The following is a 25,469-nucleotide window of genomic DNA, read 5'->3' as shown; positions in this document are numbered from 1 at the left end:
AATATGGTAGAAAAATGGTGGATTTGATTTGAAATAACTGTTAAAAACTTACCTCTTTTCTACTAAATAGTGTATAACAGATATATACAAATAAGAGAACTCTGATGAATAAGGAGTATTTAAAATATAGTTATAAACTTCAATCGTGGTACTATTTTGGTACTAAAAAATTTGTAAATAAAAATAATAGCTGTAAATGCATGAAAAATGTGTAATAAATAGGCTAAAAATCGTCAAAAATAATACTTATAAAATAAAGGTTATTATACAGAAACTATCCCGTATAATAAAACTTAAAGCAGCTTTCCCTCTATGCTTGAAATATTCTGTATTCCTCTTATCAGTTTATTATAACTTTCTAATATGTTATATTACAATGATAATCTAAAATCAATACATAGAGTAAAAATGTATTTCTTGATATATATAATTAAATTTGATAAAATAGATTTGTAAAGTAAGGGCTTTCATTTAAAGTCTAATAGTTGGATATAATTCGTAAAAACTAAAAGCATATTATTATTTGTTTGTAAATATGAAGGAGGGAAGAATAGCATAATTATCATAAATTTATTTCAAAAACATTAATATCTTATTTTTAGACAAAATGAAACAAATATGCGATAAGATTGTTCTTACCTTAATAAAAACAATTTACATTAATTTTCAAACAGCGCATATTTATTTAGTATTCCTAAAAAATGGTTTAATTACAAATAATAAAAAGGAGGCATGTAATTATGAAAAAAGGTATTAAAAAATTTTTTTTGGTGGCTCTTCCATTATCTATGATGGCAATGAACATTACTTCTGTATTTGCAGATGATGAATTTCCTGTAGATGATTTAGAAAATTATTTGGAAGTCCAAAGTGGTGGTGAAGCTAAAAGAAATGAGAATAAGGAAATTATTTCCACATTTGATGAAAACAACATTATACAAACAAGGGGATGGGGTGAATCTTGTTATCCAACAGTACCAACATATAAACAAGAAAATGGTTATTATTGTGGTCCAGCATCTCTTCAAATGACTTTAAAACATATCACAGGTACAAAATATTCTCAGAGCAGTTTGGCTTCAAGTGCAGGTACAGCAAGTTCGATAGGTACATATGTATATAAAATGAGAGATGTTTTGAATTCAAAACAATCTAAATATAAGTATGCTTATACTACAGTATCTAGTCAAAGTGACTTACAAAAAAAGGTTACTGCATCTATCGCAAAAGAAGCTCCGGTAATATTTCATGCTAAAACTGGTTCGTTACAGATGTATAATGGAACAAACTTAGGTCATTATGTAGTTGGACATACAATTTTTGATCCAACATATGATCCAGGTGTTAAAGTTAGTTATAATGATCCATACTATAAAGATTATGGAAAAGGAAGTGTATATGGAAATCATACTGACAAATTATCTAATTTTTATCTAGCACTTACAAAGTGGGGGAAAAGATATTTAATTTATTCTGCATAAATTCTTTATAAAGTATTATTAGTTATAAAAAAGCATTCTTTTTCAAATTATCGCATACGATTTCATGGTAAAATTAATGTTTAACTGATAACACTTTTCCTACTTGTTTTAATTGAATTTATAATAAATTTAATTAAATAATATTAGTCACTGACATACCAAATATTTATACGAGGAGAATGCCAATGAAAAAAATAATAACCCTTTTTATATTATTATCTAGTATATTAGGATGTAGTAATAAACAAAACATACAATACGATATACAAAGTTTTGATTTAACAAAATTATCACAAATTTCAGATATTGAATATGAAATATTAAGAGTTACTCATAATAAAATAATTTTGAATGAATTAAATACATTTAATGATCCATTTCTTTTTACAACAAAATCAATAGTTATATTAAATCAAGATGGTCAACAGGATAATAAATATATAATAACAACTAATAAGAGAATTGTTGATTTCATAGAATATAGAGATAATTTATATTATTTCAATCTTATTGAAAATAACGAAAAATTTTATATTGAATTATGTATATTTGAAAATAACAAAGAAAAAGTAATAAAAACTTATTCTATAGAAGATCCTTATGCCTATCCAAGATTTATACAATACAATAATAAATATTATTATAAATTGAATAATAACTTATTTAATTTAGAAAATCCGAATGATTTTATTGAATTAAAATCTGTTTTTTTCTTATCAAAAAATGATATCAATAATGATTCTGTATATTTAAAGGTTAAAAAAGATTCAAATTATCAACTTTGCATTTTAAAAGATGAAAAGCCTGAAGCGTTAAAGTTCCAAGAAAACTTTGGGAATTTTATTGTTATTAATGATTCTATCATATATCAAAATAATGATGATCACTATTTGTACTTACATGATTTAAAGAATGAAAAAGAAGTATGTTTATTTGATCAAGAAAAAGTAAGTGATTTTGCTTTGTTAAAAAATGATATTGTTGTTGTTCATACAGAAAACATTATTTATTTTATTAATATCAAAGAGAATAAGGTTATTAATTCAATTAACAAAAAAGAGAAATCATTAGAAAACACCATAGATTGGATATATAGCGATGGGATCAATCAAATTTATTTGATTGATAATAAAAATATTTATAAAATCACCCTAAACTTATAGTTCAGTAAAATCTACCAAATATCCACCAAATACCAAATAAGAGCATATCAAGCTATACATTTTTATACCATGATATGCTTTTTAATTACCTTAAATACACTGCTTTTTGTAGAGTACTTAACAAAGTTAAGTTCTCATCGACCGCTCCAGAGTATGCGGGTGTAGTTCACTAGACAAATTTTTTGGTCTCTCTTTATAAAGATTGCCGATAGGCTTTACATTAAATTTTCAACGTTCTTGTTTTATGACAGTGTGACAGTTGATTTCTATAGAGATTTTATCTGTCATCCTGTCATTTTGTCGTTTTCATGATAAATTATTTTCATTATTCTTTTTTGACCATTTCTAGCATTAATAAAAGTGATATGATTTTCATCTAAATAAGGTTTATTCTGTTTTAGACACTTTGTAAGATAATTAGGATTCAGTTCCATCTTTGTGTTTTGAACAATCTCTTGACAAGTTCCTACATGTTCATGTTTCTCTAAACCTACCACTGTATTAATCAATAGGAGAATGTTTTTTGGTATCTCCTCGGTTATTGAGTGTTCATCAGTATCTAATATCCAATTAATGTTATCTTTTTTGATTTTGATAATAGATTTATGACTTCTTAATATGAGTTTCGAATTCTTTTCTCATGGAAAGCAATAACATTCCTGTCGTAGCTTCAGAAAGTGTTTTTGAACCTATGAGATTGTCTTGATCTGTTTTTCTTTGTAGGATGAATAAAGAATACATATTAGATTTTTTTACTGCAAATCATGAGATGTTTAAACAATATGATAATGATGATGAACATATGAGTTATACGTGAATATGTGATGAAATGTATGAAGAACCTAAAATTTTTGAATTCATTGCCTATGCCTGTTGGAAAATTTATACAACTTTTTGATTATCTAGATAAATCAAGTCAAGGATGTAAAAGAGATTTACAACTTACAATAAAGTTTTTAGAGAAACATAAATGTCCGATTAAAGATGTGACAGAGTGGCTTTATAAAAATGATGGAGGTTGTGATTGTGCAGTTTTGGCTAATGTAGAAAAACAATTTGTAGTAAGAAAAATAATTTCTGAACTTGATTATAGAGATAAAGACGATGAAGAGTAAAAACATAATGCCACCTCTACAAGAAGTGGGATGGCATGTCGAAGAGGTATTGATGGAGTAGTGTAAAAAAATCTGAAGAATGCTATACTTTTAAAGTAGGTTGGATACTTTATGATATGAATTAGTTGTTGCATGATTTACAACAACTGATGTTATAGTTATTATTTTATATTAAAGGCCAAATTATGTACTTGATTATGGTTCATTTTGGGAACTCAATATAATTCAAAATATTAAAAAGTGATGTGATTAATACATATTAGAGAAAATAAATATCGAAATGTATCATAAGATATGTGAAAGTGATATGTATAGATCAAATTTGAATAGTATTAAATATTTTTTAAATTTGTGGTACTATTTTGGTAATAAGACGTGCTGTAAATAAAAATAATCAGAAGATACTAAGATAAAATTAATATAAATGTAGACTTAAAAGTACTTATTAAAATTAAAATATTTTAATGCTTATCATACGTTGGTAACTAATTATTGATACCAATAAAATGATACCAGTTTGATACCATTAGCTTGTAAATGATGTAGAAATAGTATAAAATATATACGAAAAAGGACAGAAAAGACGATTTTATTAAGCAAATATGTTTAGTAAAACTATGGATGTGAAGAGTTTGAATAGTTGGAATCAAACTGTAAAGCCTTTAATTACAGGGTTTTGCAGTTTTTTTATTATTTACAGATTTCATTATATTTTTATCTCTTTTTGGTAAATGGCAGTGTGCTAATTTCTTGTGTAATTCGCAATATTTTGTGTAATTTATTGTATCGAAGATTAAAAGTTAATTCTCTAGTAACTTCAGGTGTTTGCATATAAATGTCCATAAGTTTCCAATATGATTTGTATCTTCGCACATGTTCAAACTGTCCTTTGAAAGAAATTTAAAAAAATGAGAAAATTTCTGTTTTTTATAATCGTTGTAATATGTGTGATATAATAGGACGGACATCATGTAAATTAACATGATATTTTGATAAGGAGCACAGTAAAAAAACATAATGTGTGTGTACTTTTCTAATTGATACATTTAGCAAGTAATTAAGCCATGACAAAAGATATATTTCATCTAGCATAAGTTTTATATAAAATCATCATTAATAATTTAAAATGGATGTTGAAGTAGTGTAGAAATAGTTTGTTAAAATAAATCTAAAATCAGTTTGGATTAGTATTTTATGAAAAATTTGAAGAAAGGAAAGACAGTTTCTTCTTTGGATTATTACTTTATTAATTATCTGAACATTTCTAGAATGAATTAGAAACTGATTAATTAAAATTTATTCTTATCAAAATTGATATTTATATAGACAATTTTTTTTGTGAAATAGTAAAAATGTTGTCTTTAGAAAATAGAATGTTATAATTTATTACATGAAGTGATAAATTTTGATAAAAAGTATTTTATTTAAAATTTATAGAAATTAAATTTCATTATTGGGAGATTATATAACTATAAAATTTATAAAAATAAAGTATGATTAAAAAAATTCTAAAGAAATATTAAATATTATAATCTGTGAAGGAACTAAATATGAGATGTCTGATTACTAATTTTATTAATATTTTGGATTGATGGCAAGGTGGATTTAAATTTTGTTAAAGGAACTAGTTCAAAAAAGTAATTTAGTTGATAATGGGTTAATTAAAAGAAAAAAGTTTAGAAATAGAAGATAGATTTATAATCTTTAATAAATTAATAAGTTTTATAAAAATGGCAAAAAGAAAATTTAGTTAAGATATTTGAGTCAGGAAAAAGAGGATGGCAGATGAAAGTTTTATTAGTAGAACCAGGGTATAAAAATAAATATCCCCCACTAGGATTGATGAAAATAAGTGCTTATCATAAGGCTTTAGGTGATGAAGTTATTTTTGTAAAAGGAGAAGAAAAGTCTCTTAAAGGCATGAAATGGGATAGAATATATATTACAACATTATTTACTTTTTATTGGAACAGAACAATAAGAACTATACGATATTATATGAATAGCGTCGAGCAAAGGAATAATATTTATGTTGGAGGAGTGTTAGCAACACTATTATATGAGGATTTATATAATGAACCATCTTTGCAAGGTATTACTATTTTGAGAGGATTGTTAGACCAACCAGGTATTCTTGGGAATAATGAAATCGTTGTAGATAGGATTACTCCCGATTATGATATTATTGATATAACAAAAAATTCATATCTAAAAAAAGAATATAAAATAACAAATGCATATATAACTTCTACAACAAAAGGATGTATTAGGAAATGTAAATTTTGTGCAGTAAAGACTTTGGAACCAATATATTGTCCTTATATAGATATAAAAGAACAGATTCAATGCATCAATAAGACATTTGGTGAAAAAAGGCATTTGATGTTAATGGATAATAATATACTAGCTTCAAATAAATTGAAAGATATTGTAGATGATTTGATTGAACTAGGTTTCGGAAGGGAAAATAAATCATATGTTAATTCTCAAAATAGAAAATTAACTAGATATATTGATTTTAATCAAGGTACTGATGCACGACTAATTACAGAAGACACGATAAAGTTACTATCAAAATTAGAAGTGAGACCTTTGAGAATTGCTTTTGATCATGCAGATAAAGAAAATGTTAAATTATATATTAATGCTCAGAGGTTAGCAGCAAAATATAATTTTAAAGTTCTATCAAACTATATTTTGTTTAATTTTGAAGATACACCATATGAATTGTATTATAGATTAAGAATTAATATTGAATTAAATGAGGATTTTGAAAGTCAAGGATTAAAAACACGAATTTGGTCTTTTCCAATGAAATATATGCCTTTAGAGGGAGAACACTGTAAAGACAGAAAATATGTAGGAAAATATTGGAACAAAAAATTATTGAGAGGAATACAGTGTGTTTTAAGTGCCACTCATGGCGTTGTAGGACCAAATAGAGATTTTTTTGAACATGCATTTGGAAAAGATTATAATGAATTTTTAAGAATATTATATATGCCAGAGGATTACATAATACACAGAAAAGAATATTCGGAAAATGGGAACATCGATATGTATAAAATATATTATAACTCTATGAATTCTAAAGAAATGAATGATTTTACTGAAATTATATATGTCTTTTTGACTATCTTTTTATATCTTCTCAAATGTCCGCAAAGCCTTATTTTATGGGCTCTACGGGCATTTTGCATTTGCGGTAAACCTCATATATCTAGGTCTATCTTCTTATATTTTCTCTATCAAACGTGGTTAAAATCGTGGTAAATACTTCTATGCGATTAGACGCTGAACCTCTGATTTTGCGGTATCTATGGACGCATGAGCGTACCAGTTCATTGTGATACTGATGTTTGAATGCCCCATGATATACTGTAAATCTTTCGGGTTCATGTTCCTGCCTGCCAATCTCGTGCAGAACGTATGGCGTAGCGTATGCGGTGTGATATGTGGCAGGGGATTGTCCTCGTGGTGTTTGTTGTATTTCTTTACCATACGGACAAATAAGGCGTTGTAATCAATCGCCACTTTGGGATTGCCTTTCGGATTGATGAACAGAAAATCTTTGTATCCGTCTATCTCTATCAGTTTCCCTTTTGTGCGTTTCCTTATGACCCGTTGAAATGCCTGTATCGTTTCTCTGCTTAATGGAACTTGCCTTATTCCGTTCTTTGTCTTAGGCGTTTCAATATAATAGCCCTGTTCCTTGCTTTTTAATAACTGGTGGTCGATAACCACAACCTCATTCTTGAAATCAATATCGGCTACTGTCAGTCCGCACAATTCCGAGATACGAAGTCCAGTCTTTAACAGTATCAGCACATCATCATAATACTTGTGATACACGTTGTCCGTTTTGATGAATGACAGTAAGGCTTGTTCCTGTTCCTCTGTCAATGCGACTTTCTCTTTCGTATCATTTTCTAGGACTTCACTCAGCTTGAAATCAAAAGGGTTTTTCCTTACACAATCGTCTTGTATGGCGATATAGAATGACGCTTTTAACGAGCGTTTATGGTTGTTAATGGTGTTATAGGAAAAGCCTTTGTCTTTCATGCGTAACGCCCATTCTTTAGCGTCAGAGGGTTTTATCGTATCAATGCTCCTAGCACCTAACTTGTCCTCTTTTAATAACCGCATAAGTTGTTCCCGCTGTTTTTGTGTGCTTTTCTTCACGTTTGCCCTCTGTGCGTTCTGTTTGGCGTAGAGTTGGCAAAGCGTCATTTTCTTACCTGTGCTGTCGATACCGTCCTCAATATCCCGTCTTATCTGCTGTTCCAGTTCTCGAAGTGAGGGTTTTTCCCGCTTTCCCTTTGGTGTCGGGTCTGTGGGTGTCAATCTCCAAGCATACACATATTTTGTGTTTCCAAATGCGTCCACATATTTATATAAGTATTTTCCGTCTGTTCGTTGGCTCTCTCCAGTATGCAGGATACGTCCTTTGCTATCCCGTCTTTTTTCTTTCATGGTGTCTGCTCCTTTCCTTGTTGGAAAGAGCCTTGATATGACTTGTGTTCATCATAACACATACAAGGCTCATTTGCATTAGATTGCGTCCAATTTATCAATGACCTTTTCAAACTGTCGGCGTTTAATCTGTATGCGGTTGCCATTCATAATGAGCCAGCCAGCGTCCTTGTTTTCCTCTGCCAATCGTCTTAGCTTGTTTTCTCCGATACGGAAATACTTAGACGCTTCTTCAATGGTAAGGGTGTATTTTTCCCATACGGGAATATCGTTGTTATTCATCAGATACCCCCTTTCCCTTGTTTCGTGTCATACTGGATATAGGGGATAAGGTCGGTGCGGTTTATCCTCTGTAAATGTGCAGTTAGTTTACTGGAAAGGGAAGTGCTGTATCTTGCCTTGTCAAGCATAGTTCCCACTTTTTCAAGTCCACCTAATGCGTCATGTTCTTCCAAGAAATAGAAACTTTTGACAGCAGAAATCACGCCACCCTCTGTGAGCCATTGCTGTGTTTCTTCAAGGGAATTATATGGTTTTGATACTTGCAGTTTCAAGACTTCCACAGCCCCTAAAAAGCGTTCCCAAAATCGACACGTTTTCCATCGGCTCTTATTACTTTCATTTCTGTTTGCTACGACAAAACGTAGGTTGTTTGCCAATAGCCCGAAAGCCAATTCCCCAAGTTCCAGCGGTCTGTCCTTGAATGTCATGGCAAAGGCATGAGCCTTATCATCACGCAGTTGCATTTCTGTCCGTTTCCAACTGCCGACTTCATCAAGCGTCTTATTATATCTTGAACAGACTTCTTTATCCTTGTCATAAAAGCGGTAGGACAATCCCGACTTTCCAGCACCGATATAAACAGTCTTTGCGGTGTCGAAATCGTCAAACTTGCTTTCATCAAAGTGGTAGCCCTCACTATTCGAGATAAATTCCTCTTTTTCGCATTTCTTCTTTATCTGCTCTATGGTAAAGAATGGCTTTTCGTTCTTATCATCAATGGCAATATCAAGCCTTGTGAAATGGAAATTATCCAGTCCGTATCTTCGCTCACAATGTTTGAACATATCCCCAAAGGTATAATTCCTACTGTCGAGAATACGGAAAATATCATCACACCCTCTGCCAGTCATAACAAGATAACAGCCTAGCCCTTGTGGGTTGTCCTCTGTCTTTCTTGCGTCCCCTGATACATAAATATCTCCAATCTGCCAGCGTGCTTGATAAGTCTTGAATTTAACGCTTGCCGGATAGACATTGAAAATGTCAGTCGGTAAACCTAAAATGTGCATGATGACATCTTCTGCGGTTGCGGTTTCAAATACAATGCTGATGTAATCAATCTTAACGGATAAATTTTTGTGTGTAGTTATAGTGCATTACTCCTTTCGTACTTCCCGTTTTTTTGCGGGGTAAAAATCGTGTTTTTTCCTTTATTTATCACAGTTTCTAGGTACTATGACATGTATGCGCAGGGCGGTGTTACATATACGCCCTATGCGTTCGCCTAAAGGCGAAATGGAACAGAGGTCTTTGATTTCCTCTTGCATGGAAGATACAGTAAACAAAAAGCCCAGTAAAGAGTGCAAAGCACCACCAATGGCGGCAATGCTCTTGACAGGGCTTTTCCTTTTCTGTGGTGGGTAATCAAGAGGAAGAAAGAAAAAGTGTGTATTTTTCAAGGTAGAAAAAATATCAAAGGGTATGCTGATTTTTATTGTAGCGGATATATGGAACTGTTATAATATGAATATGAAGAAAGCGACAAATTAGAATTTGGAGGTATCCTATGAAACGAGAATTAGGAATTGCTAGATGTGGTCTTGCATGTTGTTTGTGTTCAGAAAATGTTGAGTGCAATGGTTGTGGCTCAAACGGTTGTCCAGGTAATGATACTTGTGAAAATAAAAAATGTTCGGTTGTAAAAGATTTGACACATTGTTATAAGTGTGAAGAAAATTGCAAGAAAGGATTATTGAGAAAAATTAAACCATACACATTTACTCTATTTGCTAAAAAATATGGAGAAGAAAAGCTTTTGGATTGTTTAGAGAGAAATGAGAAAAATGGAGTTGTGTATCATCGAGATGGCATAAACGGAGATTATGATGATTTTGATGATGTAGAGCAGTTAATGAATTTTATCTTGACAGGAGTGCGATAAATCCCAGTTTGACAACTTCATATCCATACACACAAAGCAGTTAGTCTTAGGATTGACTGCTTTTTAAAAAGACACCATTTCAGTAATGATGTCTTTTGAGTGTTATTTTATAGTCATATCAAGGCTCATTCAACCGTGGTAAATTCGTGGTAAAATGAATGCTTTTTTATACTTCAAAATGCTTGAAAGTACAGTAGTTATACGGATAATCGAAAATTAGATATAAAATTTATATAAAAATAGTGTAGTATTTATGGGTATATAATCTAACCAATAGTTGGAATGTAAATTTAGACATGATGTGATAAATAAGAGAACTATTAACGTATATAATCTAACCAATAGTTGGAATGTAAATATATTAGAGTTATTGCTGATTACGATATGTTATTTAGTATATAATCTAACCAATAGTTGGAATGTAAATTTGGGACTAATGCTTCGCTTGAACGTGCTTCCTCGATGTATATAATCTAACCAATAGTTGGAATGTAAATTTATGTAAGTTGTGTACAAATCTAATGCTTAGTGATGTATATAATCTAACCAATAGTTGGAATGTAAATTTGGAACAATAATAATACTTATCGAAAATACGCTCCAGTATATAATCTAACCAATAGTTGGAATGTAAATATGAATATGATTTTGAAATTGGATATCATGGAGCTGTATATAATCTAACCAATAGTTGGAATGTAAATGAAGGAAATGGACAGTTGTTTAGAATAAAGACAATAGTATATAATCTAACCAATAGTTGGAATGTAAATAAGTTATACACAATTTGATTCGTTAATTTGTTGTAGTATATAATCTAACCAATAGTTGGAATGTAAATTTGTTTACGGGTCTTGGTACTCTTGCTATGGGTGCGGTATATAATCTAACCAATAGTTGGAATGTAAATCATCTTTTAAAGATAATGCAAGTGAAGTCTTAACCAGTATATAATCTAACCAATAGTTGGAATGTAAATAAATATGGGTATTCATGTCTTGTTTAGCGGTTCGGTATATAATCTAACCAATAGTTGGAATGTAAATACTGGAGATAGTGAGTTAGGAAATAAGATTGTAAAATCGTATATAATCTAACCAATAGTTGGAATGTAAATTTTGATTTAGATGAAGATAGAAAGTCTATATTGAATGGTATATAATCTAACCAATAGTTGGAATGTAAATCCCTTCTAAAGTGCTTCCTAGAATAACAAGCGATCCCTGTATATAATCTAACCAATAGTTGGAATGTAAATAATAATGTCGCTGCGGCACTTGCTTGCTGGTCCTTGGTATATAATCTAACCAATAGTTGGAATGTAAATTTATCATAAAATGATGTGCTCCCTACATTTGCTTTGGTATATAATCTAACCAATAGTTGGAATGTAAATATGATAAAGATAAGTTTTCTAATTTTAAGTGTTCTCTGTATATAATCTAACCAATAGTTGGAATGTAAATCTTAGAGAACAGTTTAATTGTGTTGTGTCTTGCTCTGTATATAATCTAACCAATAGTTGGAATGTAAATTTGCATCGCAAAGCCACGCATATATCTATAGGAGGTGGTATATAATCTAACCAATAGTTGGAATGTAAATTTGAATGTTCCTCTTGCTTTTACAGGTATTGTTAATTAGTATATAATATAACCAATAGTTGGAATGTAAATCCATATGAATTGATTCTAATCTTTAAATTAGCGGTCTCGTATATAATATAACCAATAGTTGGAATGTAAATTTAAATGCTGTTTTGAAATACTGACTATACAAGTGATGAATTAAAGATTATAGTTTAATACCAACATATGATGTTTCGAAACTTAATGATTTATTTAATTATATTTTGTGAAGAAATAACAAAAAGAGAAGGACTTTACTTCAAAGTTAATTTTCTCCACCTTTATTCTAATAACATAGTTTAATTAATCTTTAATAGCCCATCTCATTTTGGTTGATTTGGCACGACTATTCATATGACATTCTTCTTTACTAGGTCTTATAACATTCCTTGCAGCATCACTATAAATACCAAGATTCTTCATTTCTTTAAAGGCCTTTTTAACAATTCTATCTTCTCCAGAATGAAAAGTAAGTATCGCAACTCTTCCGCCTGATTTAAGAATATTGGGGAGTTTTTCCATAAATTCAATAAGAACATCAAATTCATTATTGACCTCAATACGTAATGCTTGAAAAACTCTTGCAGCAGACTTTTTAATAGACTCTTTTCTTTCGTTTACAGGAATGAAAGAAAGGCTTTTTTCAATAATTTTATATAGGTCAGTTGTGGTTTCAATCAGACGCCCAGTTTTTAAGAATGAATCTATATTTTTAGCAATTTCTTTAGCATATGGTTCATCTGAATTATCAATGAAAAGTTGCTCTAATTGTGTTTTATTTAATTCTTGTAATTTTTGTGATGCAGGAATCCCTTTTTCAGGATTTAATCTTAGATCTAACGGACCTTCTTTTTTATATGAAAATCCTCTCTCAGGATTATCTATCTGCATAGAAGAAACACCTAAATCTGCTAATACAAAATCAAATAAACCAACTTCTTTTGAAACATAATCAATATCTTTAAAATTGCATTGTTTAATTGTTAGGAGTTCTTCACCATATCCTTTATTGAAAAGTCTTTCTTTTGTTTTAACGCTTTCTATAGGATCAATATCTAAAGCATACATATGACCAGTATGATTTAAACATTCAAGCATCTTTAAAGTATGTCCTCCATAGCCTAAGGTACAATCTAATCCAATTTGACCTTCTTGAATATCTAGAAACTCTAAGATTTCATTAACCATAATAGATAGATGCATACCTACTGGTGTACTTCCCTTTTTAATAACTTTTTCTATGGTTTCAGGATATAAATCAGGATTTAATTCTTTATATTTCTCATTATATTTCTTGGGATGAGTCCCACTATATCTTACTCTTCTTTTGTGTTTAGGTTCCATAATAGTATACCTTTCTTATAATTGTTATGAATACAAAATCTATATTATCATTATAGAAGATTGTATGTCTATAGTTATCTTTAAAGTTGCTTTTTTATAATGATAGTTTTTATATAAGGCACATATAGTTTTAATAAATCATGAATGATGAAAAGAAATTATAAGAATTGAATTCTTACTTTATTTGAAAGAAATTTGATTTCTCTATGTTATCTGTGTTACAATGTGCACATGTCAAATTGAAAGGAAATAGGTATGGGAAAAGTTAATAAATTAGGACAATACAAAGGTATTCAAGTCAAAGTAGAAAAACATATTGCGACTGATGAAGAAGTTAATCAACAAATTGAAGCAATGGTTTCACAAAATCCAACTTTTGTAGAAAAAGATGGAGAAGTAGCTCATGGTGATATGACAACAATTGATTTTGAAGGTTTCAAAGACGGAGTTGCTTTTGAAGGTGGTAAAGCAGAAGGTCATCAATTAGAAATTGGTTCAGGTCAATTTATACCAGGGTTTGAAGAACAAATGATTGGAATGAAAAAAGGTGAAACTAAGGATTTAAACCTTACATTCCCTGAAGATTATGGGATGGCTGATTTAGCTGGTGCTGATGTTGTCTTTAAAGTGAAATTACATAAAGTTGAAAATAAACAGGAGTCTGAATTAAATGATGAATTTGTTGCATCTTTAAATGTTCCAAATATGCAAACAGTTGAAGATTTACAAAATCAAATGAAAGTTCAACTTCAATCTCAACATGATCAAACATATAGAACAAATGTAGAAAACGCTATTTTTGAAAAATTAATTGAAGATAGTGAAGTAGAAGTTAATGATGAAGATATTCAAAGAGCAATGGAACAGCATATTCAACATATACGTATGGATTTAGCAAAACAAGGTATGCAATTGGAACAATATTTACAAATGATGGGAAGCACGGAAGAAGCTTTACGTCAACAAATTGAACCATCAGCAAAACAACAAGCAACATTTGAAGCTATTATTGATGAAATTGCAAATGTAGAGAACTTAACAACTACTGATGAAGAAATTGATCAACAAATTGAAATGATTGCTCAACAAAACCAAATGACTAAAGAAGAAGTCTTAGAACGTGTAAGTGCTGCTGATTTAAAACATGATTATAATCGTGTAAAAGCAAGTCAATTGGTTATTCAAAGTGCAAATATTAATGAATAATAATTGTTCTAATAGAATTAAAGAGATATTTTATGGAATAGAAGTATGTCTATTCCTTTTTTATATTATTATAAAATCATTTCATTTAAAAAGTATCATAATAGCATATGTTTTTTTCACAAGTATTATTATAAATAATTGTAATTAGAAATTCATAATTTCACAGGTGTTTATCGCACCTCATAGAGTTTTAATAAAATCCTCCGAAAACCTTGAAAATAAAGGATTTATCGCAATCAGTCCACCTTATCCCTTTATATGATTTCACACAATGTTACCCTTGTTCTGCACAATCATAAGGGCAAAATCAAGGGCAGAAAAATCTGATAACACAATATAACAAAGTGTGGTAATCGGGAAACTGTGATGTATGTGCGAATAGATTATTTTGGAGGATAACACTATGGAGAAATATATTTACGATGAAAGCAACGGACTTTGGTATGAATTGCAGGGGGATTATTATATTCCTTGCCTTACTTTACCAACCGAAAAAGAAAACAAGCCTATCGGCTTATGGGGACAGCGACACAAACGCTATTTACAGGAATGCAAGAAAGCAGTTTACATCACGCTACTCACAAGTGGCAGATTGAACAGTTATCTTGCTGATATTGACGAACAGGCAACGGAGATGATGTTTCGATTGGTTGAGCAAATGGCTGATAAGGAGGGCGTTACTGAACAGCTCAAAACAGAACGCCCGATGTTGTGGGTTGGCAGAATAAACGAGATACAGGCAAGAGCAAGAGAAATCGTCAATGCAGAAATTATCTACGCATAGTAATGTAACGCTTATAAGATGAAAAAGAGGGTAGGCAGATAATATTTTTTGTCTACCCTCTTTGACTTGAAAACAGATACTAAATTGAGAAAACCTGCGTAAATACACTATCTCATTTCTGCAATTATTTTAAGACTTTATTGCACGAATTTTATAATAATGATAGAATGAATTAGTCAAAGCTAACTTGATTGATGTAAGGAGAGGTGTAATTATGTCTTTTTTTCAAAACACTTGTAAACCTAAAGGACTTGGCGGAAGCCTTATGGTTAATATGATGAATATAGGTCATTCTCCTATGGCAGAATGGGGATTGAAGCATATAAAAATTAATAAGAACGATATATCATTAGACGTTGGTTGCGGTGGTGGTGCAAATATAAAAAAACTATTAGAAAAAAGTCCAAAGGGTAAAGTTTTTGGCATTGATTATTCAGAGGTTAGTGTTAGAAAATCAAAAAAAGTTAATAAATTTGCAGTAGAAAGAAAGCATTGTGAAATTCTGCAAGGAAATGTGCAGGAACTTCCTTTTGCCAATGAAACCTTTGACTTAGCAACTGCTTTTGAAACAATATATTTTTGGTCTGATATTGACCAAAGTTTTAGCCAGATATATAGAGTGCTAAAAAAAGGTGGAATTTTTATGGTTTGTAATGAGTCAAATGGCGAAAATGACAAAGATAAAAAATGGACAGAGATTATAAAAGGAATGAAAATTTATACTTCCAAAGAGATTAAATATTCTTTGGAAAAAGCAGGATTTACGCATATAGAAACGAACAAAAATGCTAAAGGCTGGCTTTGTGTGGTTGCTCGAAAGTAAAACAATTTTTAAATTTTACCTGATATACTTAACGGATACGCTCACAATTTCAGCAACTGGCGAAGTAATCCCGTCATGCTTGCAAGCCATTCAAAGTCCCCGTTATCTAACAAGGGGCACAATTTACGAGGGCAAATGGACGAAACAGGCGAAAGTCCTTGAATATATGGGGGGGGTAAACGCACTTTCAAGGGGTGTTAACTGAAAGACGGTCATTTAACACCTTTTCAAACAAAAAGATAATGAAATTTACATCTCTGAGCAGACAGAAAATGATATTTGGATAGTGGAAAATAATATTGGGGAATTGACAAAGTTTTTGCGAGGTGCTATTATAACGATGTTATATAACGGTGTTATAAAAAGAGGATTAAAAATGAGCAACGAAGAAAAAACGACATTGCAGATGATTTTATCGGCTGCTATACAGGAATTTCTTGAAAAAGGCTTCACATCTGCTTCATTACGAAATATTGCTAAAAAAGCAGGCGTAACCACAGGGGCTTTATATGGCTATTATGATAGTAAAGAGGACTTGTTTGAAGCATTGGTAGGCGAACACTACAATTTTTTACTGGAACGATTTTGCAAGGCTCAAAAAGAATTTGCTGAAATTCCGCCAGAAGAACAACCTAACAATCTTACTTCTACTTCCGGCGAATGTATGTATGAAATGCTCTTGTATGCCTATGAACACTTGAATGAATTTAAGCTCATACTTTGCTGTTCGGAGGGAACACGTTTTTCAAAATTGATTGATGAAATGGTGGAAATAGAAACAAAAGGAACACATGATTATTTAGTAGTTCTTGAAAAGATAGGCAGACCTGCTCCCCCCATTGATGAACGGTTGGAGCATATCTTGATTACAGGAATGTTTAATACATTTTTTGAGTTGATTATACATGAAATGCCTCTTGAAGAAGCAAAGCACTATTTGAAAGAAATGAGAGATTTCTATACCGCCGGGTGGATGAAAATTATGGGGCAATAAAAATGAATAAATTCGTTAGGGCAATCTGCCCTATAATTTTTATACACAGGTTAGTTACTGCTAACTTCACAAGGGCAACACTAACTGAAATGAGGATATTGGAGGACGTTCATTTTGTTCTCGTATCATAAAAAATTTTCAAGGAGGTTTTATCAATGAAAAAACAGTCAAATCTATCAAGACTGATGGGTTATGCCGGAGGGCATAAGATATTGACCTATCTTTCTTGGGTACTGTCTGTAATGAGTGCACTGTTGGCTCTTGTACCTTTTTGGTATATATGGTGTATTATTCACGACATACTGGAGGTTTCCCCGGACTTCTCACAGGCGGAGAATGTCACAGGCTACGGTTGGTCTGCCGTATTGTTTGCAGTTATCTCTATTGTTGTTTACATAGCCGCTTTGATGTGTTCGCATTTGAGCGCGTTCCGGGTTGCCGCTAATATCCGAAAAGAGCTTATGCGCCATATTGCAGCATTGCCGCTCGGAGTAACGGAGAAGTATGGAAGTGGAAAGCTGCGGAGAATAGTAAACGGTTCCAGTGCTGCTACGGAAACGTATCTTGCACACAGGCTTCCCGACAAAGCGGGGGCGATTGCCACCCCTATAGGGCTATTTTTCCTGTTGCTTGCTTTTGACTGGCGGTTAGGGCTTTTAAGCCTTGTTCCCGTTGTGCTTGGTTTTCTGATTATGATGAAAATGACAGGAAAAGACATGGAAAAGCGAATGGAACAATATCAAAATGCGCTTGCCGATATGTCAAATGAAGCCGTTGAATATGTGCGGGGCGTACCCGTAGTAAAGACTTTCGGACAGACAATCTTTTCTTTCAAACGCTTCAAAAACGCGATAGACAATTACGAAACATGGGTAATCGCATACACAAAGGGGCTGCGTCTGCCTATGATGTTCTATACAACGGCAATTAACAGTGTATTCGCGTTTCTGATTGCCGGAGGTATTCTCTTTACAAGGGGCGGCGTAACAAATGAACTTCTGTTAAACCTTATTTTCTATATTGTGATTACGCCCGTCATTGGTACGACGCTCACAAAAATTATGTTTATGAGCGAGGACGCAATGATTGTAGGCGACGCAATTAACAGGATTAATGAAGTGCTGAACGAAAAACCATTATCTGAAAGCAGCGTGAATAATATCCCTAAAGATAATGGGATTACATTAGAACACGTTAGTTACAGCTATGACGGAAAGAAAAACGCGCTCAATGATGTATCTCTTTCCATAAAACCGGGGCAGACAGTCGCATTGGTAGGATCGTCCGGCGGCGGCAAGACAACGCTTGCAAATATCGTCACAAGATTTTTTGACCCGCAAAAAGGGCGCGTACTGATAGGGAATATCGACATATGCGACATTCCGAAAGAAACATTGATGAATAAGGTGTCCTTTGTATTTCAGAACAGCCGACTTATCAAAGCGTCCATATTGGAAAATGTGCGTATGGCAAAGCCTGACGCTACACGCGAAGAAATCGCCCATGCTTTGGAAGCTGCACAGTGCTTGGATATTATTGAAAAATTACCGAATGGCATTGATACGGTTGTCGGCGCAAAAGGCGTATATCTGTCCGGCGGCGAACAGCAAAGAATAGCGATTGCCCGCGCGATTTTGAAAAATGCGCCTATCATAATCCTTGATGAAGCGACCGCATTTGCCGACCCCGATAATGAGGTGCGCGTACAGCAGGCTTTATCCGCGCTTTCAAAGGGAAAGACCGTCATTATGATTGCACACAGGTTGTCGTCAATCACAGACGCGGATTGCATTTATGTACTGCAAGACGGTGAAATTGTCGAAAGCGGCACACATAGCGGACTGATAGAAAGAAACGGCATATTTACAAAAATGTGGAAGGATTATTCCGAAGCGGCAGAATGGAAGATTGCAAAGGAGGTAAACGCATGATTAAGACATTGCAAAGACGTTTTGCATTATCAAGACAGGGGGCTGTCGATTTGATAAAAGGCTGTATTGCCTGCGTCGTACAGGATATATCCTTTATGCTCCCTGTGGGATTGCTCTATTACTTTGTCATTGACACCATGAATGGGAACTTGAATGGAAGCCGCATTGCTTTTTATGCGGTTGGTTCTTTGGTTTGCTTATGCCTTATATTTATTGCGACTTGGTTTCAATATAACGCCACTTACTTAGCGACTTATGTGGAAAGCGGGGTAAGGCGTATATCCTTAGCGGAACGGCTACGCAAAATCCCGTTGTCCTTTTTTGGCAAAAAAGACCTTGCGGATTTAACCAATTCTATTATGGGAGACTGTGCTACGCTTGAAACTGCATTCTCCCATTATGTACCCGCATTGGCAGGCTCCCTCATTTCAACAACACTAATTGCAATCTGCCTTTTTGCTTACGACTGGCGAATGGCTCTTGCGGCGGTGTGGGTTTTACCGATTGCATTTACAATCACATTCTTTTCAGCTCGCATACAGGAATACTTCAACTGTAAATCTGTAGCGGCAAATGTCGCGCTTGAAAGCGGTGTACAAGAGTGTATCGAAAGTTTACAGGACTTGAAATCAAACAATGCGGAAGAAAGTTATCTGAAAGGACTTGACAAAAAAATTGACTATGTAGAAAAACGGCACATTATAACAGAACTTGGAACAGCACTTTTTGTTGTTTCTTCAACACTAATATTAAAGTTTGGAATTGCTACGGTTGCGCTTGTAGGCTCTACGCTGCTTATTCGTGGAGAAATTGATATTCCGCTGTTTTTTATGTTCTTGCTTGTAGCTTCAAGGCTTTATGCCCCGCTTGAAGGCGCATTGCAAAATCTTGCTGCGGTAATCTCTACGAAAACGAACATAGACCGCATGAACGAAATCCTTGACCAACCTATTCAGACAGGGGAAAATCAACTGATAAATAAAGGTTATGACATTGTATTCGACCATGTAGGATTTGCTTATAATACTGGGGAAACCGTATTGAAAGATGTGTCTTTTACGGCAAAACAGGGAGAAGTTACCGCTTTAGTCGGACCGTCCGGCGGCGGAAAAACTACGGTGTCGCGTCTTGCCTCGCGGTTTTGGGACATAAACAAAGGGAAGATTACTGTCGGTGGTATGGATATATCGAAAATAGAGCCGGAAACCTTGCTGTCTCTGTACTCTATCGTATTTCAAGATGTGACGCTGTTTAACAACACAATCATGGAGAATATCAGAATAGGCAGAAAGGACGCGACCGACGAAGAAGTAATTGCGGCGGCAAGACTAGCAAATTGTGAAGAATTTGCAGAAAAGCTCCCAGACGGGTATAACAGTATGATTGGTGAAAATGGCTGCGAATTGTCTGGCGGGGAAAGGCAGAGAATTTCAATCGCCCGCGCTTTTCTCAAAAATTCCCCTATTATCTTACTTGATGAAGCAACGGCAAGTCTTGATGTGGAAAATGAAACATTGATACAGGCTGCTTTGTCAAGACTGATAAAGGACAAGACCGTACTTGTTATCGCCCACCGTATGCGTACCGTAAGCGGCGCAGATAAAGTGGTTGTGCTTTCAAACGGTACGGTTGCCGAACAGGGAACGCCGGAAAAACTGATGAACACAGGCAAAATTTATCCGCATATGGTAAAGCTGCAAATGATTAGTCAGGATTGGGGAATTTAGATTTCTAACTGAAATTGAATGATATAGATTTCATATTTTCCCATTAGTGAGAAACGCAAAGAGGTCGACATTATGAAAACAGAATGGATACTTTGCCCTGTCTGCGGCAATAAAACCCGAACAATGATACAGGAAAATACTGAGATGAGAAACTTTCCTCTCTACTGTCCGAAGTGCAAAAAAGAAACAATCATCAATGTTCAGGATATGAAAATCACGCTTGCAGTCAGCAAATAATTATGTACCACCGCCGCTATGGGTAACACCATAACGGCGGTTTTTCCATATCTATCGGCTATCTCTGTCAATGGATTTTTTGCGCTGTCTTTGGGGTGGTTTCTGCCTATTTTTATCCTGTATCTCCCGCAAATGTTTTAATACGCTCTGCTTTTCGGGTGGTCTGCGCTGCTCTTTGGCGGCGGCTGACGGTTTCCTGCTGGTCTGACGCTCCCACTCGGCAAGGTCACGGCTGTACTGTTCCACAACGCTTTCCATTTCTCGGAAAGTACGCATGAACGCCTGCACATCGGGATAACCGTCCTCTTTCAGAATATCGGGCAGCATATCCAGTTTTGCAGCGATTTCCTTTTCCGTCTGCTGTATCTGCTCGGACAGGGCTTTACGCTCCTTGCCTTTGAAAAGCCCCTTTGTGTCTGCAAGCTGCGCTTTCAGTTTCGGGAGAACATCGTCCTGCAAACGGCGGATTTCCCTTGCGCCCTCCTGCGCCTTTATCATCAGATTTTTCATGCGTCGAAATTCCGCCATATCCATATCCAGCGTAGGCTTGGGCGGCATATCCTTTTCTCGGATAAGGCTTTGCAGAAGCTCCTTTGCCCTGCCGATAATGCTGCGGAACAAGGTAGGCAGCCAGCCCTTTTCTTTAATGGACTGACTTGCCTTTTGGTGGATTTCCTCTTTCTTGATTTCCAGTATCTTTGTTTCCTCAATCCCCGATAACAATGCCATATCCGCCGTCCTGTTCCATTCCTGCCTTGCGGCGTTGTCGGCTTCAATCTCGGCGGCTTTGGGATTGTTCTTACCGATTTTCTTGGTAGGAAGATAAACGCTGTTCTTATCAAATACCTTTAACTGCTGTTCGGGATCAGCAATATGGCGATTGATAAGGTCAGTGTAAATCTCTTTTACCTCCCGAAGAAAAGGCTCGCTTTTGAATTTATCATCTTTCACGGTAAAGAGGTGGCTTTCGTAAACCTCGCCCTTTTTAATGACGGTGCAGCCTTTTCGTATCTGTCCGTCCTCCCCTGTGATTTCTTTCTTGGTGCGTACCCTTTTGCCTGTTTCATCATAGAACACGCTGCGTGTGGCTATCTTGATGTCAGGTTCAGGAAGCAGCTTTCTTTCGCTGAAGATAAGGTGGATATGATAGTTTGTCTTGCGTTTGTTGTGGTGGAGGGCTGACACGCACTCTACACCATACCGCCTGTGGAACTCCTCCGTAAAATCTTCAAGGACTTCCTGCGGCTCGTATTTTGTATATACTTCGGGCAGGGCGATAATCAATTCCCTTGCTTCAATACATTTGCCCTCCGTACCGCTTCGCTTAAATTCCTGCTGGCTTTCCCTTGCAAGGTTACTCCAAAATTCATTGTCGGCGGTGCGGTAGGTGGCATAGAGATTTTCCTGTCTTGCGTGGCTTGTGATATAGGATATTCTTCCCTTGACATTGGGTAGCTTTGACATCTGTATAAAACTGTGTCTTGCCATATACTCCTTCCTCCCGTGACGGGCATACTCTTTTTGCAACCGAGAAATCGGTTGCTGCTGTTTCGGCAGCGTAAGCAGACGGACAGCGAAGAAAACAGCGTGCTGTTTTCTTCTGTATCATAGCGGCGGTGCATTGTCCGAAGCTGTGATACATAGCCCCCTGCAAGGGCGAAATACCCAGAGTACAACTCGAAGATTTGTGCGAGGGGTGTATTTCGCTCTCAAACGCCGAGGGCTTGGAGAATGGTTATTCTACTTTGCGAACATCGTTTTCATTGAGCAGGTTTCTTCCCTGATTGACGCTCATAAATCGCTCTAAAGTATCCCTGCGGATAATCGCTTTTCTTCCGACCTTGAGGACGGGAAGTTTGCCCCAGTCTACCAACTTACGCATTGTATTTCTTCCGATACCCGTACATTCTGCGGCTTCTTCTATGGTTAAACCCATTTTGATGTTGCTCATTTTATCAACCTCCTTTCAAAATACGCATTTTGCAACTATGTATCTGTAATTATACTTATTTTGCTATCTCTTGTCAACTTGTTTTGCAACTTATCAAGAAATATTTTTGCCTATTATTAAATTTATGGTTGCAAAATAAGTTTTTTTGTGCTATACTATCATCAATAGGAGGTGAAAACCTTGAAACAAGAAATTACATTCACCGCAAAACAGGTCGGTGAACGAGTGAAAGAACGCCGAACAGAGTTAAACTTAACAATGCCCGAACTTGGTAAGCGTGTCGGAGTAAACAAATCTACCATTCAGAGATATGAAGCGGACGGTGTAGACCCGAAGCGTACAATGATTATCAACGGACTGGCAGAAGCACTCCTGACCACTCCCGAATGGCTGACAGGACTTTCCGAAGATAAGGAATACGACAGCCGCACTTTATGTGCAAAGGATATGGAGGAACATATCAAAAATTATCTTGATACCGTTTCTTCTGTGGTAAAGGGAGAACCGCACCAACAGCTGCTCACCACATTCCTCGGAAAGATGATTGACCTCTATACGGTTATGACTTATCACTTTGCAGACGCTATGGCTGAGGTTGACCGTGTAGCGGAGGACGAGGGCTTAAAGCAGTCCTTACGCCGCTATGCGATTGAGTCAGGGGCGATTATGGAAAGAGTTTACCGTAAAGAAATGGAACTTCCTATCGAGAATATGAAGCAGTTTTTAGATGGAATTTTACATATCTACGATGAGGGACGCACCGCTGTAAAGATGGGCGACCTGTTCGGGATAGTGACAGCAGCCGAGGAAAGGGTTGCTGAAAAAGAAAAATTCCGTGGCACTTTGACAAGTGAAAATGCCGATTGACATTCATCGGCATAAGTGACACTATTACTTTACGCACACCATATGTCACAGTCCCGATTGCCACGGATAGAAAGGAGAAATTTATCTATGGCAAAAGGTTCTGTAAGAAAAAAAGGTAAAAAGTGGTACGCACGCTTCTATATCGAAGATGAAAGCGGCAGAAAAGTACAGAAAGAGTTTGTGGGAACAGAAAGCAAGTCTGAAACAGAAGCCCTGCTCAGAAAAGCAATCGCTGACTATGAGGAAAAGAAGTTTGTCGGGAAAGCCGAAAACATCACGGTTGGCGAAATGCTGGATATGTGGGTAGAGGAAGAACTGAAGCCCGGCAGCCTTAGCAACGGTACGGTTATGGCATATATGGCGGCAGTCAAAAAGATTAAAAAATATCCCATTGGCAGCCGAAAACTGAAAACCGTGACTGCCGACCATTTACAGTCGTTTATCGACCTGATGAGTTACGGAGGGATAAATCCTGGCGGTACAACTTCAAAGCCGATGAGTAAAGGCTATATGCTGCAATTCTCGGCGGTACTGCAAAATTCATTTCGTTTTGCTGTATTTCCGAAAAGGCTGATAACCTTTAACCCGATGCAGTATGTGAAGTTGCGTGGCAGAAAAGAGGAAACAGATATTTTCTCGGACAGCGAAGAAGATATTGTTCCTGTTCCTACCATTACACACGGGGAATACCAAAAACTGACGGACTTCTTAACCCAAAAGAAACACCCTGCGTTGCTTGCGGTGCAGATAGCCTACTATGCAGGCTTGCGTATCGGAGAGGTCTGCGGTCTGACTTGGCAGGACATCAACCTTGACGAGCAGTATCTAACCGTAAGACGCAGTATGCGGTACAATGGCACAAGGCATAAGCACGAAGTCGGCACGACAAAACGCAGTAAAGTCCGTACCGTTGATTTCTGTGACACATTGGCGGACATCTTACGGAAAGTAAAAACAGAACAGCATAAAAACCGTTTCCTTTATGGCGAACTGTATCATCTGAACTACTGTAAGACGGTCAAAGAAAAAGGGCGTACTTATTATGAGGTTTACAGTCTGCAAAGAACACAGGAAACGCCCGAAAATGACAGAGAATTATCCTTTGTCTGCTTAAAAGAGGACGGTGCTTTTGTTTCTGCAAGTGCAGTCGGTCAGATTTGCCGCAAGGCAAAAGCAGAGGTTGAGGGATTGGAGGACTTTCATTTCCACACACTCCGCCATACCTACACAAGCAATCTGCTTTCGGGCGGTGCAAAACCCAAAGATGTGCAGGAACTTCTCGGACACTCTGATGTCAGTACCACAATGAACATTTATGCCCACTCTACCAGAGAAGCGAAGCGGACTTCCGCAAGGCTCTTGGATAAGGTTGTGGGCGAAGCATAAAAAATTCCCTTGTTTCGGCTCATAAGGGCAAAAACAAGGGAAAATACATAAGGTTTTGATATTTGATAGGCGGTAAGCCTTGAAAAATCAAGGAATTTCGGAAGATTGAATTTTTAATTGAAATTAAAAAAGTAAATAGTTATAATCAAATTAAGATATTTTAAAAATGAATAAAAATAGGAATTGGGAGGAATG

The 25,469-nt window shown here is 35.1% G+C and carries 20 protein-coding genes and 1 CRISPR repeat array; of the genes, 14 read left to right on the top strand and 6 right to left on the bottom strand.

What is annotated here, in order from left to right:
* Positions 1 to 740: 740 nt before the first annotated feature.
* The 4 genes from GQF29_RS01525 to GQF29_RS01505 all read left to right on the top strand — a co-directional run bounded on the left by GQF29_RS01525 (position 741) and on the right by GQF29_RS01505 (position 7,032).
* Positions 741 to 1,481, top strand: coding sequence for a C39 family peptidase (locus tag GQF29_RS01525; protein ID WP_008788607.1), 741 nt, complete (start codon positions 741 to 743; stop codon positions 1,479 to 1,481).
* Between the two features lie 185 nt (positions 1,482 to 1,666).
* Positions 1,667 to 2,644, top strand: a complete 978-nt coding sequence (locus GQF29_RS01520) for a hypothetical protein (protein WP_017144214.1) — start codon at positions 1,667 to 1,669, stop codon at positions 2,642 to 2,644.
* Between the two features lie 833 nt (positions 2,645 to 3,477).
* Entirely contained in the window at positions 3,478 to 3,759 is a 282-nt protein-coding gene (locus tag GQF29_RS01510; RefSeq protein WP_017144215.1) for a DUF2695 domain-containing protein, read from the top strand.
* A 1,785-nt stretch (positions 3,760 to 5,544) separates the two neighbouring features.
* On the top strand, positions 5,545 to 7,032 hold the full coding sequence (locus GQF29_RS01505; protein ID WP_008788611.1) for a radical SAM protein: 1,488 nt from the start codon (positions 5,545 to 5,547) through the stop codon (positions 7,030 to 7,032).
* A 6-nt stretch (positions 7,033 to 7,038) separates the two neighbouring features.
* On the opposite strand, the gene GQF29_RS01500 is transcribed toward GQF29_RS01505, so the two are convergent.
* From GQF29_RS01500 to GQF29_RS01490, 3 genes are all read right to left on the bottom strand, one after another.
* The gene (locus tag GQF29_RS01500) at positions 7,039 to 8,232 is read right to left on the bottom strand and encodes a site-specific integrase (protein ID WP_017144216.1); all 1,194 of its coding nucleotides are present in this window, start codon (positions 8,230 to 8,232) and stop codon (positions 7,039 to 7,041) included.
* 78 nt (positions 8,233 to 8,310) lie between these two features.
* Positions 8,311 to 8,514 (bottom strand): excisionase, encoded by a 204-nt coding sequence (locus tag GQF29_RS01495; protein WP_002610247.1) that lies wholly within the window; start codon positions 8,512 to 8,514, stop codon positions 8,311 to 8,313.
* Entirely contained in the window at positions 8,514 to 9,575 is a 1,062-nt protein-coding gene (locus GQF29_RS01490; protein ID WP_318289575.1) for a replication initiation factor domain-containing protein, read from the bottom strand. The genes GQF29_RS01495 and GQF29_RS01490 overlap by 1 nt, the downstream gene beginning before the upstream one ends.
* A 446-nt stretch (positions 9,576 to 10,021) precedes the next feature.
* Here GQF29_RS01490 and GQF29_RS01480 point away from each other — a divergent pair, with 446 nt between their 5' ends.
* Positions 10,022 to 10,396, top strand: coding sequence for a hypothetical protein (locus GQF29_RS01480; protein ID WP_008788614.1), 375 nt, complete (start codon positions 10,022 to 10,024; stop codon positions 10,394 to 10,396).
* Positions 10,397 to 10,653: 257 nt separating this feature from the next.
* Positions 10,654 to 12,143: a CRISPR direct-repeat array (repeat unit 33 nt; unit sequence GTATATAATCTAACCAATAGTTGGAATGTAAAT).
* Positions 12,144 to 12,327: 184 nt separating this feature from the next.
* Here the strand turns inward: GQF29_RS01480 and rsmH are convergent.
* On the bottom strand, positions 12,328 to 13,368 hold the full coding sequence (gene rsmH, locus GQF29_RS01475) for a 16S rRNA (cytosine(1402)-N(4))-methyltransferase RsmH (protein ID WP_008788615.1): 1,041 nt from the start codon (positions 13,366 to 13,368) through the stop codon (positions 12,328 to 12,330).
* A 255-nt stretch (positions 13,369 to 13,623) separates the two neighbouring features.
* Here rsmH and tig point away from each other — a divergent pair, with 255 nt between their 5' ends.
* The 7 genes from tig to GQF29_RS01440 all read left to right on the top strand — a co-directional run bounded on the left by tig (position 13,624) and on the right by GQF29_RS01440 (position 21,070).
* Positions 13,624 to 14,574, top strand: coding sequence for a trigger factor (gene tig, locus GQF29_RS01470; RefSeq protein WP_008788616.1), 951 nt, complete (start codon positions 13,624 to 13,626; stop codon positions 14,572 to 14,574).
* 403 nt (positions 14,575 to 14,977) lie between these two features.
* The gene (locus tag GQF29_RS01465) at positions 14,978 to 15,358 is read left to right on the top strand and encodes a TnpV protein (RefSeq protein ID WP_046446979.1); all 381 of its coding nucleotides are present in this window, start codon (positions 14,978 to 14,980) and stop codon (positions 15,356 to 15,358) included.
* 214 nt (positions 15,359 to 15,572) lie between these two features.
* Positions 15,573 to 16,181 carry a class I SAM-dependent methyltransferase gene (locus GQF29_RS01460; RefSeq protein ID WP_119204757.1) on the top strand — a complete coding sequence of 203 codons (609 nt, stop codon included), beginning with the start codon at positions 15,573 to 15,575 and terminating at the stop codon, positions 16,179 to 16,181.
* 376 nt (positions 16,182 to 16,557) lie between these two features.
* Positions 16,558 to 17,175 carry a TetR/AcrR family transcriptional regulator gene (locus GQF29_RS01455; protein WP_147514142.1) on the top strand — a complete coding sequence of 206 codons (618 nt, stop codon included), beginning with the start codon at positions 16,558 to 16,560 and terminating at the stop codon, positions 17,173 to 17,175.
* A 155-nt stretch (positions 17,176 to 17,330) separates the two neighbouring features.
* On the top strand, positions 17,331 to 19,106 hold the full coding sequence (locus tag GQF29_RS01450; RefSeq protein ID WP_147514141.1) for an ABC transporter ATP-binding protein: 1,776 nt from the start codon (positions 17,331 to 17,333) through the stop codon (positions 19,104 to 19,106).
* Positions 19,103 to 20,833 carry an ABC transporter ATP-binding protein gene (locus tag GQF29_RS01445; RefSeq protein ID WP_147514140.1) on the top strand — a complete coding sequence of 577 codons (1,731 nt, stop codon included), beginning with the start codon at positions 19,103 to 19,105 and terminating at the stop codon, positions 20,831 to 20,833. Before GQF29_RS01450 ends, GQF29_RS01445 begins: the two co-directional genes overlap by 4 nt.
* Before the next feature lie 72 nt (positions 20,834 to 20,905).
* Positions 20,906 to 21,070, top strand: a complete 165-nt coding sequence (locus GQF29_RS01440) for a cysteine-rich KTR domain-containing protein (RefSeq protein ID WP_054689890.1) — start codon at positions 20,906 to 20,908, stop codon at positions 21,068 to 21,070.
* 51 nt (positions 21,071 to 21,121) lie between these two features.
* Here the strand turns inward: GQF29_RS01440 and GQF29_RS01435 are convergent, their stop codons facing one another.
* Positions 21,122 to 22,558 carry a MobA/MobL family protein gene (locus tag GQF29_RS01435; protein WP_119204754.1) on the bottom strand — a complete coding sequence of 479 codons (1,437 nt, stop codon included), beginning with the start codon at positions 22,556 to 22,558 and terminating at the stop codon, positions 21,122 to 21,124.
* A gap of 247 nt (positions 22,559 to 22,805) precedes the next feature.
* Complete coding sequence (locus tag GQF29_RS01430) at positions 22,806 to 23,021, bottom strand: helix-turn-helix domain-containing protein (RefSeq protein ID WP_004612412.1); 216 nt, start codon at positions 23,019 to 23,021, stop codon at positions 22,806 to 22,808.
* Positions 23,022 to 23,192: 171 nt separating this feature from the next.
* Between GQF29_RS01430 and GQF29_RS01425 the strand changes: the two genes are divergently transcribed.
* Positions 23,193 to 23,888: a helix-turn-helix domain-containing protein gene (locus GQF29_RS01425; RefSeq protein WP_257383741.1), complete on the top strand. Its 696-nt coding sequence runs from the start codon at positions 23,193 to 23,195 to the stop codon at positions 23,886 to 23,888.
* 87 nt (positions 23,889 to 23,975) lie between these two features.
* The gene (locus GQF29_RS01420) at positions 23,976 to 25,274 is read left to right on the top strand and encodes a tyrosine-type recombinase/integrase (protein WP_119204752.1); all 1,299 of its coding nucleotides are present in this window, start codon (positions 23,976 to 23,978) and stop codon (positions 25,272 to 25,274) included.
* Positions 25,275 to 25,469 lie beyond the last annotated feature (195 nt).

Origin of the sequence: Coprobacillus cateniformis (genome assembly GCF_009767585.1) — a bacterium.
In the GTDB taxonomy this organism is placed as follows: Bacteria; Bacillota_I; Bacilli_A; order Erysipelotrichales; family Coprobacillaceae; genus Coprobacillus; species Coprobacillus cateniformis.
The sequence above is the reverse complement of the archived record's forward strand: the minus strand, read 5'-3'. Positions and strand labels throughout refer to the sequence as shown.

Coding starts and splice junctions, on each gene's coding strand:
- GQF29_RS01525 (WP_008788607.1), top strand. CDS start 741: ATGAAAAAAGGTATTAAAAAATTTTTTTTGGTGGCTCTTCCATTATCT.
- GQF29_RS01520 (WP_017144214.1), top strand. CDS start 1,667: ATGAAAAAAATAATAACCCTTTTTATATTATTATCTAGTATATTAGGA.
- GQF29_RS01510 (WP_017144215.1), top strand. CDS start 3,478: ATGAAGAACCTAAAATTTTTGAATTCATTGCCTATGCCTGTTGGAAAA.
- GQF29_RS01505 (WP_008788611.1), top strand. CDS start 5,545: ATGAAAGTTTTATTAGTAGAACCAGGGTATAAAAATAAATATCCCCCA.
- GQF29_RS01500 (WP_017144216.1), bottom strand. CDS start 8,232: ATGAAAGAAAAAAGACGGGATAGCAAAGGACGTATCCTGCATACTGGA.
- GQF29_RS01495 (WP_002610247.1), bottom strand. CDS start 8,514: ATGAATAACAACGATATTCCCGTATGGGAAAAATACACCCTTACCATT.
- GQF29_RS01480 (WP_008788614.1), top strand. CDS start 10,022: ATGAAACGAGAATTAGGAATTGCTAGATGTGGTCTTGCATGTTGTTTG.
- rsmH (WP_008788615.1), bottom strand. CDS start 13,368: ATGGAACCTAAACACAAAAGAAGAGTAAGATATAGTGGGACTCATCCC.
- tig (WP_008788616.1), top strand. CDS start 13,624: ATGGGAAAAGTTAATAAATTAGGACAATACAAAGGTATTCAAGTCAAA.
- GQF29_RS01465 (WP_046446979.1), top strand. CDS start 14,978: ATGGAGAAATATATTTACGATGAAAGCAACGGACTTTGGTATGAATTG.
- GQF29_RS01460 (WP_119204757.1), top strand. CDS start 15,573: ATGTCTTTTTTTCAAAACACTTGTAAACCTAAAGGACTTGGCGGAAGC.
- GQF29_RS01455 (WP_147514142.1), top strand. CDS start 16,558: ATGAGCAACGAAGAAAAAACGACATTGCAGATGATTTTATCGGCTGCT.
- GQF29_RS01450 (WP_147514141.1), top strand. CDS start 17,331: ATGAAAAAACAGTCAAATCTATCAAGACTGATGGGTTATGCCGGAGGG.
- GQF29_RS01445 (WP_147514140.1), top strand. CDS start 19,103: ATGATTAAGACATTGCAAAGACGTTTTGCATTATCAAGACAGGGGGCT.
- GQF29_RS01440 (WP_054689890.1), top strand. CDS start 20,906: ATGAAAACAGAATGGATACTTTGCCCTGTCTGCGGCAATAAAACCCGA.
- GQF29_RS01435 (WP_119204754.1), bottom strand. CDS start 22,558: ATGGCAAGACACAGTTTTATACAGATGTCAAAGCTACCCAATGTCAAG.
- GQF29_RS01430 (WP_004612412.1), bottom strand. CDS start 23,021: ATGAGCAACATCAAAATGGGTTTAACCATAGAAGAAGCCGCAGAATGT.
- GQF29_RS01420 (WP_119204752.1), top strand. CDS start 23,976: ATGGCAAAAGGTTCTGTAAGAAAAAAAGGTAAAAAGTGGTACGCACGC.